The sequence below is a fragment of the Maricaulis sp. genome (genome assembly GCF_017642925.1).
Classification (GTDB): Bacteria; Pseudomonadota; Alphaproteobacteria; order Caulobacterales; family Maricaulaceae; genus Maricaulis.
Genome location: NZ_JAEPOL010000013.1, coordinates 77625 through 91122, shown reverse-complemented (window position 1 = coordinate 91122; position 13498 = coordinate 77625). Strand labels below are relative to the sequence as shown.

At 66.2% G+C, this 13498-nt stretch carries 12 protein-coding genes; 6 read left to right on the top strand and 6 right to left on the bottom strand.

What is annotated here, in order from left to right; translation table 11 throughout:
• Nucleotides 1–60: 60 nt before the first annotated feature.
• Genes trmFO through JJ918_RS11945 form a run of 4 tightly spaced genes read right to left on the bottom strand, consistent with a single transcriptional unit; the run spans nt 61 to nt 4027 of the window.
• Entirely contained in the window at nt 61–1473 is a 1413-nt protein-coding gene (gene trmFO, locus JJ918_RS11960) for a methylenetetrahydrofolate--tRNA-(uracil(54)-C(5))-methyltransferase (FADH(2)-oxidizing) TrmFO (protein WP_367277700.1), read from the bottom strand.
• A 22-nt stretch (nt 1474–1495) separates the two neighbouring features.
• The gene (locus JJ918_RS11955; protein ID WP_291887520.1) at nt 1496–2848 is read right to left on the bottom strand and encodes a M48 family metallopeptidase; all 1353 of its coding nucleotides are present in this window, start codon (nt 2846–2848) and stop codon (nt 1496–1498) included.
• Nucleotides 2838–3641, bottom strand: coding sequence for a DUF898 family protein (locus JJ918_RS11950; RefSeq protein ID WP_291887518.1), 804 nt, complete (start codon nt 3639–3641; stop codon nt 2838–2840). The genes JJ918_RS11955 and JJ918_RS11950 overlap by 11 nt, the downstream gene beginning before the upstream one ends.
• Nucleotides 3641–4027 (bottom strand): DUF898 family protein, encoded by a 387-nt coding sequence (locus JJ918_RS11945; protein ID WP_291887515.1) that lies wholly within the window; start codon nt 4025–4027, stop codon nt 3641–3643. The genes JJ918_RS11950 and JJ918_RS11945 overlap by 1 nt, the downstream gene beginning before the upstream one ends.
• 202 nt (nt 4028–4229) lie before the next feature.
• On the opposite strand from JJ918_RS11945, the gene JJ918_RS11940 reads away from it, so the two are divergent.
• The 5 genes from JJ918_RS11940 (at nt 4230) to JJ918_RS11920 (ending at nt 9114) form a co-directional block, all read left to right on the top strand.
• A complete protein-coding gene (locus JJ918_RS11940; RefSeq protein ID WP_291887512.1) occupies nt 4230–5360 on the top strand; it encodes an energy transducer TonB in 1131 nt (376 codons plus the stop codon).
• Between the two features lie 70 nt (nt 5361–5430).
• Nucleotides 5431–6330 (top strand): hypothetical protein, encoded by a 900-nt coding sequence (locus tag JJ918_RS11935; protein ID WP_291887510.1) that lies wholly within the window; start codon nt 5431–5433, stop codon nt 6328–6330.
• Nucleotides 6331–6431: 101 nt separating this feature from the next.
• Entirely contained in the window at nt 6432–7481 is a 1050-nt protein-coding gene (locus tag JJ918_RS11930; protein ID WP_291887507.1) for a hypothetical protein, read from the top strand.
• A 70-nt stretch (nt 7482–7551) separates the two neighbouring features.
• Nucleotides 7552–8433, top strand: a complete 882-nt coding sequence (locus tag JJ918_RS11925) for a hypothetical protein (protein WP_291887504.1) — start codon at nt 7552–7554, stop codon at nt 8431–8433.
• A 48-nt stretch (nt 8434–8481) separates the two neighbouring features.
• Nucleotides 8482–9114 (top strand): exopolysaccharide biosynthesis protein, encoded by a 633-nt coding sequence (locus JJ918_RS11920; protein WP_291887502.1) that lies wholly within the window; start codon nt 8482–8484, stop codon nt 9112–9114.
• Between the two features lie 7 nt (nt 9115–9121).
• On the opposite strand, the gene JJ918_RS11915 is transcribed toward JJ918_RS11920, so the two are convergent.
• Nucleotides 9122–9658, bottom strand: coding sequence for a hypothetical protein (locus tag JJ918_RS11915; RefSeq protein ID WP_291887500.1), 537 nt, complete (start codon nt 9656–9658; stop codon nt 9122–9124).
• Between the two features lie 112 nt (nt 9659–9770).
• Here JJ918_RS11915 and JJ918_RS11910 point away from each other — a divergent pair, with 112 nt between their 5' ends.
• A complete protein-coding gene (locus tag JJ918_RS11910; protein WP_291887497.1) occupies nt 9771–10511 on the top strand; it encodes a cytochrome b/b6 domain-containing protein in 741 nt (246 codons plus the stop codon).
• Between the two features lie 14 nt (nt 10512–10525).
• On the opposite strand, the gene uvrA is transcribed toward JJ918_RS11910, so the two are convergent.
• Nucleotides 10526–13399, bottom strand: coding sequence for an excinuclease ABC subunit UvrA (gene uvrA / locus JJ918_RS11905; protein WP_291887494.1), 2874 nt, complete (start codon nt 13397–13399; stop codon nt 10526–10528).
• Nucleotides 13400–13498: the final 99 nt, after the last annotated feature.

The following is a 13498-nucleotide window of genomic DNA, read 5'->3' as shown; positions in this document are numbered from 1 at the left end:
CCCCAGTGCTGGAGGTATTTAAAAGCGGCTCGCGGCCGAGCACAACTTACCGATGTGCCATTATCCCGCTTCGCTGTCGCGGATCCAGCTGGCGAGGTCGTCCAGCGCCCGCGCGCTCAGGGCCATCTTGCGGGCCGGGGTCTTGGCCTTGCCCTTGATGCGGTTTCCGTTGGCGTCGTGGGTCGGCTGGGCGATGGGCGGGAAGAGGCCGAAATTGACATTCATCGGCTGGAACGAACCCTTGCCGCCATCCAGATGACCGCCGGTCACGTGGGCGATCAAGGCGCCCAGCGCGGTGGTCGCAGGCGGTGCATCGAGCTGACGTCCGTGTCGCATAGCGGCAGCATAACGCCCCGCCAGCAGCCCCATAGCGGCACTCTCCACATACCCTTCCACGCCGATCAGCTGACCGGCGAAGCGCAGGCGCGGCTGTGACTTCAGACGCAGCTGGCTGTCGAGCAGTTTGGGCGAGTTGAGGAAGGTGTTGCGGTGGATGCCGCCGAGGCGCGCGAACTGGGCCTCTTCCAGACCGGGGATCATGCGGAAAATGTCGGTCTGGGCGCCGTATTTCATCTTGGTCTGGAAACCGACCATGTTGAACAGCGTGCCCAGAGCGTTGTCCTGGCGCAGCTGCACGATGGCCCAGGGCTTTACGGTGGGATTGTGCGGATTGGTCAGCCCGACCGGTTTCATCGGCCCGTGGCGCAGCGTCTCGCGGCCGCGTTCGGCCATCACCTCGATCGGCAGGCAGCCATCGAAATAGGGCGTGTCGGCTTCCCACTCCTTGAACTCCGTCTTCGGCGCGGCCAGCAGCGCGTCGATGAAGGCCTCGTACTGCGCCTTGTCCATCGGGCAGTTGAGATAGGCTTTCTTCTCCGCCTCCGTCTCGCCCTTGTCGTAGCGCGACTGGAACCAGGCCTTCTCCAGGCTGATGCTCTCGCGGTGGATCACCGGCGCGATGGCGTCAAAGAAGGCGAGCTCACCTTCGCCGGTCTCCTCCAGGATCGCCTTCGAGAGACTGTCCGAGGTGAGGGGGCCGGTGGCGATGATCACACTGTCCCAGTCTTCCGGCGGCAGGCCGGCAATCTCGCCGCGTTCGATCGTGACCAGCGGATGCTCGCTCAGGCGTTTCGTGACGGCCTGGGAAAAGGCATCGCGATCGACCGCCAGCGCGCCGCCGGCGGGCAGGCGGTTATTGTCGCCCTCTTCCAGGATGATCGAGCCGAGACGCCGCATCTCCTCGTGCAGCAGACCGACCGCATTGGTGCGGTGATCGTCCGAGCGGAAGGAGTTGGAACAGACCAGTTCGGCCAGACCGTCGGTCTTGTGGGCGTCGGTTTCCTTCACGCCGCGCATTTCGTGCAGGATGACGGGGACGCCCTGGCGCACGAGCTGCCAGGTGGCTTCGGAGCCGGCCATGCCGCCGCCGACGACGTGTACGGGTTTCATCGCTTGATCGGTCATGCGCGGCATATCGAGCGCACATCGCGTGGAGTCAATGGGGCGGGGTAGCTGGCGGTTGGTCTGCGCCGCCGGTTTCGGTCCGTGACTGCCCATTCTCCGGCTTGAACACGTCGTCGATCCGGTTGCGGACGCGTTCCAAGGGGGTGTCGCCGGGGATCGAGCCGTCGGAGCAGACGGCCTGGAGCGCGGCCCATTCGGTCTCGTTGAGCGCCGGCTCGCCGGACCAGCCGATCTGCCCGGCGGCGGCGCGGGCCCGTTCGGCGCGGGCGCGGGTGTCGGGATGGGTGCGCAGCACGCTGCTCAGCCAGCGCTCATTGCCGCCGTCGCCTGCTTCGGCAGAAGGTTCTGACGCGTCCTCGGCCGGCATGTCGGTGCTGGCGCCCGTATCCTTACTTTCGGCCTCTGCGCCGTCGCCCTCGGCCTCGGTCTCGGTCTGGCCTTCCAGCACCGCCTGCATGCGCTCGAAGAAGTCGGCGAGGCCGTGCGGGTTCATGTCGGCGGCGACGAGGTATTGCAGCGCGTAATCGTCGGCTTCGCTTTCCGCGCCGCGGGTATGGCGCAGGCTTTCCAGCGTTGCGCCGGTGCGGGCGATTTCCTGGCCGGCGCCGGAGCCGCCGCCGATCAGGAGTTCCAGCAGCACGCCGAACCCCATCTCGCGCAATTGCGCCGCCATGACATGGCGCTGGGCGACATGGGCGGCCTCGTGGGCCAGCACGCCGGCCAGCTCGTCCGGGCTTTCCATCTCGTCGATCAGCTCGTCGGTGACCAGGATGCGGCCGCCGGGCAGGGCAAAGGCGTTGGGGAAGCCGGCATCGACGATGCGCAGGCGAAATTCGAAGGGCGAGCCGGAGACGGCGTAGAGCCGGGAGCCCAGGCTGTCGAGCGCGGCGCGGGCTTCCTCGCCGGTTTCGCATTCGTCGGTGAACCAGGTGACCATCTGGTTGGTCTGCTCGCCCATGCGGCGTTCCACATCCAGCGGCACGGCGTGGGCGAGGGGGCGCGACAGAAGCGGCAGGCCGACAAACAGGAAGGCCAGGCTGGCGACGGCGATGCCGGTGAGCGCCGCGCCCAGGATCAGCGTGCCGCGCCGCGTCCGGCCGGGCGCGAAGAGCCGCGGGAACCAGGTGCGCAGCACATCCCGGTCGCCGGCCGCGACCCACAGCCGGGCATCGGAGCCCTTTTCGCTGATGACGGCGGCGCCGTCCGGCCGGTCGGGCAGGCGACGGAGTTTCGCCACCTGCCAGCGCACGGCGACACCCTCGCCATCGAGGGCGAGGGTGTCTGCATCGAGCGATACCGTTGCAGCATGAAGACGGGCGCTCTCGCCGTCGGCATAGGTGCCGGCCAGGGCCGGCCGGCCGGGTGTGTGCGTACTAGATGACATTGCCGATATCGAATGCGTCCGCCAGTCCTTCGCCGGCCTTGGGTCCGCGATCGGCATTCTGGCGCACGGCCTCGATGTCGATCTCGCCCTCGGCTTCCAGGCGTTTGAAGATATAGCGCCACAGGCGCAGCTGGGCGACGGGCAGGCCGAAGCCCAGGGTGAGGGCGATGATCAGGAAGTTGGTGACATAGATCCAGCCCAGGCTGAGCGATCTGGCATCGAGGCGGAAGGTCAGGCCTTCCAGCCCCAGGAACTGCGCCTTGCGCCGAAGCAGCGCGGCGGCATAGGGCAGGCTCGCCAGGCCGACAAACAGGGCATAGACCAGTGCCAGGCCGTAGATCTTGGCGATCATCATGGCATCGGGAATAGGCGGCGTGTCGCCGATGTTCTCGAAGCCGCCGAACAGCACATACATATAGGCCCAGATGAAGCCGAAATAGCCAACGACCCCGGCGATCCAGGCGAGGGCGAAGGCGGGATAGAGCGGTCCGGCCAGACCCTCGTCTTCCTGCAGGATCCGGAACTGGCGGTCACCGTAGAAGGTCTCGCGCCACAGGCGGCGGGTCAGGCGCATCTCGGCCGCCGGGGCGTACCAGCCCAGGGTGATCCCGCTCAGCAGGCCATACCCCACCGAGGCCCAGGCATAGGTATTCGCCGAGCCGGCCTGGCCGAAGCGGATGCCGCGCCAGGTGGTACGGCTCAGCCGGTAGCGGCGTGCGATCCAGACGGCGAGGCCGAGCAGCCAGGAAAAGAAGATCAGGATGGGGATGTAGGCGAGGCCGAAGACCAGCATCACGGTTTCCGGCGGCAGCAGAAGCTGGGCCGCGAAGAACACGCCGTAGATGGGCAGGAAGACCGAACCATCACCACGATGAAGGAGCGGAACAGCTCCCAGCCCGAGCCGGTATATTCCATCGGCGTGCCGTTGATCGTGGTGGTCGACCAGAGATAACGCCGCACCCGTGTGCGGCCCCAGAAGCGCCACAGGGTCAGGGTGACGATGTTCAGGAGCGCGTTCAGGAGGGTAATCGGCAGGATGCCGCCGATCGTTCCGCTCTGGGCAAAGACCAGGCGTTCGCCGCCGTTGCCGGCCGGTTCGCTGGCGGGTGTCGCCGGTTCGGCGGGTCCGTTCTCGTCGGGCACATTGCTGCCGCTGGCGGGCGTGGGCTCGTCTGTCATGGAATTCCCCCTGGATCGATCGGAAAATCGCGGTCCCCGGCGGGAGGTTATCCGGCAGGTATGACGCGTCAATGTCAAAATGGAGAGCGGAGTTAAAGCAACTTGACGTCGTGCGGCGAGACCGCATGATCGTGAGGCATCAATCGGGGGCAGAATGTTGAACGGGATTGTCAGGCTTTGTGTTGCCGTGTGGCTGGTGACCATGACGAACGGAGCGTTGGCGCAGGGACTGCCGGCGTCCGTCACAGCACCTTATCAGGAATACCAGGCGGCCATGGAAGCGGGTGATGCCGTGGCGCTTCTGGATGCGGCAGGGCGTGCGTACGAAGCCGGAGAGGCTGCCCGTATCGATACGCTGACACTTGCCACGCTGGCGGAAAATTACGGTTTTGCGGCCACGGCAAACCAGCAGTTCGAGACGGCGCTGGATGCCTGGCGGGACGCCGCGCGGCTGTCTGACCGAGGCAATGCCGATCCGGTCGACCGGGCCTGGCGCTGGCACAATGCTGCCGTGATCGCCTTGCAAAATTCAAACAATGATGACGCCTATGCCTGCTCGCGCAATGCGGTGCAGGCACTGGAAGACCTGGATGGGGATTACAGCGAGGCCTCGGACTTTGCCGCCGATGCATTCCTGACGCGATCCATGCTGGCCATGGGGCGCGGCCGGATCAGTGATTCCGGCGCCGCCGCCCTGCAGGCGATTGGCTTGTTCGAGCGCCATCTGGACGCGCCGGATACGCGCTATGGTCTCGCCTTGCTCTATGCCGGCGTCTCCCAGACGCTGGATCAGGAATTTGAGCTAGCGACCTATTCCCTGCACATGGCGCGTGATGTCCTGTCCGACGTTTCCCCCGGGCATTCCAACGCCGCAACCCTGCGTGCCGCGCTGACATCGGCCCGGCTGAACCTTTACCACGATGACGAAGCGGAAACTGAAGCGGCTTTCGCGCGCCTTTATGACCGGTTGGCGGCAAACCGGTTTCACGCCGAGCGCTACAGCGAGTCAGCGGACGTCCGGGCGGCCGCTGAGCAGGCAGAAGCCGAGGAGCGACCGTGCTGCGACGCTGAGCCCCTGGCTCGCCGCGAACCGCGCTATCCGGAAGACGCTTTGTGGTCGGATCTGGATGGGGTGGTCTATGTGCGCTTTGACGTGACGGCCGAAGGCCGGACGGACAATGTCGAGGTGATCGGCGCCTTTCCGCCGGGAGTGTTCGATCAGGCATCCATCCGGGCCGTCCGCGACTGGCGCTATGAGCCGGCAACCCGTGATGGCGAACCGGTGTTGCGCGAGAATGTAGAGACCCGCTTCGACTTTCGCATAGCGCGCTAGCGCGACCGCCCGCCGCGCTTGATCCTTGCGGTGGGGCTTGTATCTCTGGCGCCAACGTCCGGAGAGCCTCATGACCCCACCCCCAACTCCCGTCCCCGTCCTGCGCAGCGTGTTTGCCGCCTATGCCTTCTTCCTGGTGCACTGGCGCAAGATCCTGATTGCGGCGATCCCCTACACCGCAGCCTATGCGGCGCAACTCGCGCTGATGCCGATGACGGCTGCCAGCAGCGAGCCGTCGGCGCTGGACCTGGTCGTGGCACTGCTGTCGCTGGCGACCGTCGTGGCCAGCGTGGCGCTCTCGGCAGCGTCGCTGCGCCTGGCCGTGCGCGGCGAGATGCCCGGCTGGCTGGGCCTGCAGCTGGGCCATGAGGAATTGCGGGTCTTTGCGGTCTATATCCTGATCAGCCTCCTGATCGTGATCGTCTTCGTGCTGGTCTTCCTGTTCTGGGGCACGCTGTTCGGGACAGTGACCATGGGGGCGCTGGAGCGCGCCGGGATCGACCCGGAAGCGTCCGGCTTCGATGTCGCGGGTGCAACGCAATACATGGGCGCGTCGGACTGGGTGGTCGTCGTCGCGGCCGGTCTCGCCGGTCTCGCCATTGTGACCTGGCTGTCGGCGCGCCTGGTGCTGGCCCTGCCGGCGACGATCGCGTCGAAGCGCATCCAGGTGATGAAGGCCTGGCCGCTGAGCGATGGCAATGGCTGGCGGATCGCGGCCACCCTGGTGCTGGCCGGCCTGCCGCTGACCCTGTGCGAACTGGCGCTCTACGAACTCCTCAGCACCGTGCTGGGTCATCGCGTGATCGACGTGTCGGCACTGATTTCGGCCGACCTGTCCGGCACGCCCGGTGTCGCGCGGGCGCGCGAGTACGGGCTCTGGCTGGGCCTGTTCGCGGCCGTGAACTATCCGGTGATGTCGGGGCTTTACGCCTATCTCTACCAGAAGCGCACCCGCACCCCGGCCGCTTAGGTCGTTGCCTCCGGGACACGGGCAGGCGTTTTCCCTCTGGCCTGTTCCCTGCGATCCGTCATGATGGCAGCGGACAGGGAAGCGGCCAGCAGGGGGCCTTCATGACCGTACGATCATTCGATATCGGCAATGCCATCTTCCATTTCTTCAAGCGCTTCGGCGAGAATCCCGGCGGTGCGCTGTGGATCATGATCTGCCAGACCGTGCTGGTGGGGCTGCTCGCCGCGGCGGGCGTGGCTCTGTTCGTGCCTGTCTGGGACAATCTCTCCCAGCTCATCATTCTCGACGAGGCCGGACAGCTCAGCGACGAGGAGGCCGTGCGGCGCGTCTTCGGCATGCTGATGCCGATCATGGGCTTCATGCCGTTTATCGCGCTGGCAGGGATCGCGCTGGCGCTGATGAGCCAGGCAGCCTGGCTGCGCTTTCTCACCCGCGGCGAGGTCAAGCCGGGTCTGCCCTTCCGCCTGGGCGGTGACGAGTTCCGCCTGCTGGGCGTGAATCTCCTCTACTGGGTGATGGGCGTGGTGCTCTATTTCGGCTTCATGACCTTTTTCGCGATCTCCGTCGTCGGGGCCGGCGTGGCGGCTGGCGGCCGGGATGCGAATGTCTTCACCGGCGCGGCCGGCGGCCTGATTGTCGCGCTGATCGTTCTGGTGCTGCTGATCGCCGTGCTGGTGATCGCGGTGCGCATGGCCTGCGCGCCGGCGATGACCGTGCACCAGTCGCGCTTCCGCTTCTTCGAGAGCTGGACAGCGACGCGGGGTGTCTTCTGGCACATGCTGGTCTCTTACATTGCAGTGGCGGTGATGGCCCTCATCCTGTCCTCCATCATCGGCGGCTTCATCCAGCTGGCCTTCCTGGGCGCGCTCTGGCCGGTGCTGATGGAGTTCATCATGATGGAGGTGTCGGGCGCCGGGGCGGACCCGCAGCAGGTGATCGACGCAATCAACAATGCGTTCTCCAATCCCGTCACGATCGGCATGCTCGGGCTGGGCTTTGTGCTCAGCTATTTCATGCAGATCGTCTGGGAAGGCATGTGGCATGGCGTTGCCGCCTACAACGCCCAGCGTGTCGGCGAAGAGGGCAGTGCCGACGACCGCACCGTGCTGGACCAGGATCACCCGATGGGCGCCTCGCCCCGCGAAGGCTAGCGGCCGAGGGGTTGCGCTGATAGATTGTTCTGCGGAATCATTCTCGCTCAGGATGTTTGGAGCTGGCAGCGTGACCCCACCGAAATTCCGCCCCTTCACTGCAGCCTTCTACGGTGTCTTGCTGATCAGCCGGAAGCCCGTAGCGGCGGCGGTTCTTTTTGCCGTATCGCTGGTGCTCGCCACCCTGGCAGCCTGGGCCGGATTTACCGCTTACTGGCAGTTGGGCCTGGGCGAAGCGGGGATGGGGCTCAGCCTTGGCCAAGCCGGGATCGGCCTCGGTCTGGGGCTGGCGGCGCTGGCACTTCAGCTGTCAATCAGCGCGGCATGGCTTCGCTTCCTGGTTCGGGGCGAGGCGGGCCTGTTTCCCTTCCGGCTGGGGGATGACGAGGGGCGGCTGTTGCTGACCGTTCTGCTCCAGTCCCTGATCCTTCTCCTTGCGATGCTCCCCGCCATTCTGCCCGTAGCTGCACTTGCGCTGTTAGACAGTCTCGTTGCGGATGTTGCGCTCCCTCACGCGATCGCCATCGCGCCCGTATTCATCGCTTTTGTCTGGGCCGGCGTCAGGGTGGCGGCCATGCCAGCGCTGACAATTCGCGACCGGCGCATCTGGGGCATGGAGGCCTGGTCTGTCACGCGCGGCGTTTTCTGGACAGCGCTGCTCGGCTATCTCGTCGTGCTGGCCATTGGCGAGTTCGTTCCCTTCAGCGGCAGCGGTCTGACCGGGCAGTTCCAGCTGATGAGCGATATGGATATCGAGGCCGTTGCCACGCTCTGGCGGTCGCCGGATGCGGCCGGCATGCTGCGCTGGATGGCGCTGGCCGTCCTGGCTCTGGCGGCACACATTTTCGGGCTCGGCTATTCCGCCTACATCGCGCGCTGGGATGCGTTGCAGCTGCGCGAGCCTGTGGCTGACGATGCACTCTTGCGTATGCGTGACGTCGCGGCATCCTGATCCCGGCCGCCGCGGGCGGCCTGGTGGCAGGATGCGAGGCGAGGCTGAATGACAGACGCAGGACGGTCCGGTCCTTCCGGTGATGCACCAGACACTGATGCGGACGGCCCGCAGAAGCTGGAAGCCCTGTTCAACGAACTCGCCGCCGCCGCCGACGGCACCTCCATCACGCTGGGCGAAATCCTCGATGCCCTGGAGAAGCGCTCCTTCGGGCCGCTCCTCCTTCTGCCGACCCTGGTCTCGATCATGCCCGTCATCGGCATGCTGCCGGGCGTCACCTGGGCGATGTCCGGGCTGACCCTGCTGATCTCGCTGCACTTCCTCGCCAATTCCCGCCGGCTCTGGCTGCCGCAGCGCGTCCGGCGGTTCGAGGTCTCCGCCGACGCCTTCCGGCGCGGCGTCGACTGGGTGCGGCCCTGGCTGCGCCGGGTCGACCAGGTGATCGAGCCGCGCTTCCACATCCTGTTCGACTGGCCCTGGACGATGGGGTTCGCCGCGCTGTGCGTGGTGATGTCGCTGGCCATGTTCGCCGCGTCGATCGTGCCGGGCGGCGTGGTCGTGCCCGCCCTGGGCATTGTCATCATGGCCGCCGGCCTGACCGTGCGCGACGGCCTGGTCCTGGTGCTCGGCGCTATCGCCTCGGCCAGCGCCCTGTGGGCGGTCTGGCTGATCGTGGGGTAGGGCGGGCTCAGGCGGCGTTTACGCCCTCGGCGGCGTCTTCGGCCCCGGCAGCTGGCAGCAGGTCCTCCAGAAAGAAGGCCGACAGGGCATGACGCCCTTCCAGGTCCGCCTTGCGGTAGAGTGCACGCGCCTGTTCGCGCACCGTCCGCTCGCTGGTGTCGCGCAGGGCCGCGATCTCCTTCAGGCTGAGCCCCTTGAGCAGGAACAGGCCGATCTCGCTCTCCGCCGCGGTCAGGTGCCAGCGCTCGAACTGCTGCAGGATGGCATCCCCCAGACCGCGCACCAGCGCCCGGTTCTCCGCGCGCCAGCGGTCGGCCTCGGCCTGCGCCGCAGCGAGATCCAGACGCGCCTTGCCGACCCGCCGCCACAGGATCGCTGCGCCGGCCGCCGCGGCGACAAGCACCAGGGTCTCCACCGCCAGGTGCAGCAGGCTCGCGCCTTCGCCGCGATCGGTCACCAGATCGCCGGCAATCAGCACGGCGATGAGGGCGAAGAGCGCAGCCGCGCCATGCGTGCGGTGGTTCGCGCCGTGATCCTCTTGCATGGTGAATGCTCCTGCTGGGCTAGGCCTGGCGGGCCCCGTCTGTCGGATGACGTATGGCGGCCGCGCATGGCGCGCGCGACATCGGTGTCCAGTTAAGACGCGGAGACCGGTAATGGACAAGCATGACACAAGGGCGCAGGACGCTGGCGCGGGTGGTCGCGCGAACGGGCAGGTTCGGGTCTGGGACCCGCTGGTCCGGATCGGCCACTGGCTGCTGGTGGCTGCCTTCTTCACCGCCTATATCGCCGGCGACGACGCCCAGACGGTGCATGTGTGGGCCGGCTATACGGTCGCCGCGATCATTGCCTGGCGGATCGTCTGGGGTGTGGTGGGCAGCCGGCATGCGCGCTTCACCGACTTCGTGCGCGGACCGGGCGCAGCCCTGGCCTATCTGCGCGGCATGGCGAGCGGCAAGGCGCGCCGCCATCTCGGGCACAATCCCGCCGGCGGTCTGATGATCCTGGCCCTGATCGCCAGCCTGGCGGGCACCACGCTGACCGGCATGTCGCTCTATGCGGTCGAAGAGGGGCGTGGCCCCCTGGCCGGCCTGATCGCTCCGGCCGCGGAGACAGCGGACGGTGCCGACATGCAGCCGCTCGTCCACGCAGCGCCGGCTGCCACGACGTATCGCGAAGACGATGACGACGATCACGAGGGCGAGGGTCATGAGGATGGCGAGCATGAGGGCGGCGGCGATCTGCTGGAAAGCCTGCACAAATTCTTCGTCTACCTCACGCTCGGCCTTGTCGGCCTGCACGTGCTCGGCGTGCTCGCCTCAAGCCTGGCCCATGCCGAAAACCTGGTCCGCGCCATGATCACCGGCCGCAAACGCGCCGACGACGCAGAGGAGTGAGACGGGGCGGGCGATCAGCCCGCCTTCGCCCGCAATTCCTTGTCGCGTTCCAGCATCGGGGCGAGGTAGCGGCCGGTCCAGCTGGCTTCGACCTTGGCGACATCTTCCGGCGTGCCCTGGGCGACGATCTGGCCACCGCCATCGCCGCCTTCCGGGCCCAGATCGAGCAGCCAGTCGGCGGTCTTGATGACGTCGAGATTATGCTCGATCACCACGACGGAATTGCCCGCATCGACGAGTTCGTGCAGCACTTCGAGCAGTTTGCGGACATCCTCGAAATGCAGGCCTGTTGTGGGTTCGTCGAGAATGTAGAGCGTCTTGCCGGTGGCGCGCTTGGAGAGTTCCTTGGAGAGTTTCACGCGCTGGGCCTCACCGCCGGAGAGCTGGGTGGCCGGCTGACCGATCTTCACATAGCCCAGACCGACGCGTTTGAGGGTTTCCATCTTGTCGCGCACGGCGGGCACCGCCTTGAAGAAGTCCGCACCTTCCTCGACCGTCATATCCAGCACGTCGGCGATGGACTTGCCCTTGAACTGCACTTCCAGCGTTTCGCGATTGAAGCGCTTGCCGTGGCACACATCGCAGGGGACGAAGACGTCGGGCAGGAAGTGCATCTCGATCTTCACCACGCCATCGCCCTGGCAGGCCTCGCAGCGCCCGCCCTTCACATTGAAGGAGAAACGGCCGGGCTTGTAGCCGCGGGTCTTGGCTTCGGGCAGTTGCGCGAACCATTCCCGGATCGGGGTGAAGGCGCCGGTATAGGTCGCCGGATTGGAGCGCGGTGTGCGGCCGATCGGCGACTGGTCGATATCGATCACCTTGTCGAGCCGGTCGAGCCCCTCGACGCGGTCGTGCGGGGCGGGGACCTGCTGGGCTTTCTGAAGCTTGCGGGCAGCCGCCTTGTAGAAGGTCTCGATGGTGAGGGTGGACTTGCCGCCGCCGGACACGCCGGTCACGCAGGTCATCACGCCGAGCGGGAATTCCGCATCGACGCCCTTGAGATTATTGCCTGTGGCGCCGACGACTTTCACCGTGCGCTTCCTGTCGATCTTGCGGCGCTTCTCCGGCACTTCGATACGGCGCGTGCCGGCGAGATACTGGCCGGTCAGGCTTTTCGGATTGGCCATGACTTCCTTGGGCGTACCCTCGGCGACGATTTCACCGCCATGCACACCGGCCGCAGGACCCAGATCGACGACATAATCGGCGGTCAGGATGGCTTCCTCGTCATGCTCGACGATGATGACCGTATTGCCCAGATCGCGCAGCCCCTGCAGGCTTTCCAAGAGGCGGGTATTATCGCGCTGGTGCAGGCCGATGGAGGGTTCGTCGAGCACGTAGAGCACGCCGGTCAGGCCCGAGCCGATCTGGCTGGCCAGGCGGATGCGCTGGCTTTCCCCGCCCGACAGCGTGCCCGAGGCGCGGTCCAGGGTGAGATAGTCCAGACCCACATCGACCAGGAATTTCAGGCGTTCGCGGATCTCCTTGAGGATGCGCTCGGCGATCTGCTTGTCCTTCGGCGACAGCGTCTCATAGACCGCGGTGAACCATTCCTCGGCCTTGCGGATGGAGAGTTTCGAGGCGTCGGAAATATCCTGGCCGTCGATCTTCACGCTCAGCGCTTCCGGCTTCAGGCGCCGGCCGCCGCAGGTCTCGCAGGGCTGGGAGGACTGGAAGCGGGCCAGATCCTCGCGCACCCAGCTCGAGTCCGTCTCGCGCCAGCGCCGCTGCAGATTGGGGATCACGCCTTCGAAGGGTTTCTGGGTCTCGAATTTCCTGAGCCCGTCCTCATAGACGAAGGTCACTTTCTCCTTCGTGCCCCACAGCACGACCTTGCGGAATTCCTCCGGCAGGTCACGCCAGGGCTGGAACATGTCGCCGCCGAAATGCTCCGCCAGGGCCTGCAGGGTCTGCTGGTAGAGTTTCGAGGTGGCCCGGCTCCAGGGCGCGATGGCACCGTCGGACAGCGGCTTGTCGCCATCCGGCACAACCAGGTTCTCGTCGAATTTCAGCGACTGGCCGAGACCGTCGCAGCTGGGGCAGGCGCCGACCGGATTGTTGAAGGAGAAGAGGCGCGGCTCGATTTCCTCGATGGTGAAACCGGAGACCGGACAGGCGAACTTCTCCGAGAAGATCATGCGCTCGGCCTTGCCCTTGTCGTCGGTGCGGTCGGCCGACTCGGCCACGGCAATGCCGTCGGCCAGGCGCAGCGCCGTTTCCAGACTGTCGGCGAGGCGGCTTTCAAGGCCTTCCTTGATCACCACGCGGTCCACCACGACGTCGATATCGTGCTTGAACTTCTTGTCGAGCGCGGGGACCTCCTCGAGCGTGTAGAACTCGCCATCCACCTTCACGCGCTGGAAGCCGGCCTTCAGCCATTCGGCGAATTCCTTGCGGTATTCGCCCTTGCGGCCGCGCACCACCGGCGCCAGCAGGTAGAGGCGGCTGCCCTCGTCCAGGGCCATCAGCCGGTCGACCATCTGGCTCACCGTCTGGCTCTCGATGGGCAGGCCGGTGGCGGGCGAATAGGGCACGCCGACGCGGGCCCACAACAGGCGCATATAGTCGTAGATCTCGGTGACCGTGCCGACGGTGGAACGCGGGTTCTTCGAGGTCGTCTTCTGCTCGATGGAAATCGCCGGCGAGAGACCCTCGATCGAGTCCATGTCCGGCTTGGCCATCAGCTCCAGGAATTGCCGCGCATAGGCCGACAGGCTTTCCACATAGCGCCGCTGGCCCTCGGCATAGATCGTGTCGAAGGCGAGCGACGACTTGCCCGAGCCCGACAGGCCCGTGAACACGATCAGGCTGTCACGCGGCAGCTCGACGGAAACATTCTTCAGATTGTGCTCGCGTGCGCCCTGCACGCGGATTTTGTCGAGCGCCATTCAGCGAAGTCCCCGGAGAAGTCAGAAGCGTTGAACAATTAGAGAACGCGCGAGGCGGCGTCCAGTTCGGCGCGGCAGCCTCCTGACAGTACGTAGGCA

Excerpts from the sequence above, each read along its gene's own strand:
- JJ918_RS11940 (WP_291887512.1), top strand. The coding sequence starts at position 4,230 with ATGACGAACGGAGCGTTGGCGCAGGGACTGCCGGCGTCCGTCACAGCA.
- uvrA (WP_291887494.1), bottom strand. The coding sequence starts at position 13,399 with ATGGCGCTCGACAAAATCCGCGTGCAGGGCGCACGCGAGCACAATCTG.
- JJ918_RS11915 (WP_291887500.1), bottom strand. The coding sequence starts at position 9,658 with ATGCAAGAGGATCACGGCGCGAACCACCGCACGCATGGCGCGGCTGCG.
- JJ918_RS11910 (WP_291887497.1), top strand. The coding sequence starts at position 9,771 with ATGGACAAGCATGACACAAGGGCGCAGGACGCTGGCGCGGGTGGTCGC.
- JJ918_RS11955 (WP_291887520.1), bottom strand. The coding sequence starts at position 2,848 with ATGTCATCTAGTACGCACACACCCGGCCGGCCGGCCCTGGCCGGCACC.
- JJ918_RS11930 (WP_291887507.1), top strand. The coding sequence starts at position 6,432 with ATGACCGTACGATCATTCGATATCGGCAATGCCATCTTCCATTTCTTC.
- JJ918_RS11920 (WP_291887502.1), top strand. The coding sequence starts at position 8,482 with ATGACAGACGCAGGACGGTCCGGTCCTTCCGGTGATGCACCAGACACT.
- JJ918_RS11945 (WP_291887515.1), bottom strand. The coding sequence starts at position 4,027 with ATGACAGACGAGCCCACGCCCGCCAGCGGCAGCAATGTGCCCGACGAG.
- JJ918_RS11950 (WP_291887518.1), bottom strand. The coding sequence starts at position 3,641 with ATGCTGGTCTTCGGCCTCGCCTACATCCCCATCCTGATCTTCTTTTCC.
- trmFO (WP_367277700.1), bottom strand. The coding sequence starts at position 1,473 with ATGCCGCGCATGACCGATCAAGCGATGAAACCCGTACACGTCGTCGGC.
- JJ918_RS11935 (WP_291887510.1), top strand. The coding sequence starts at position 5,431 with ATGACCCCACCCCCAACTCCCGTCCCCGTCCTGCGCAGCGTGTTTGCC.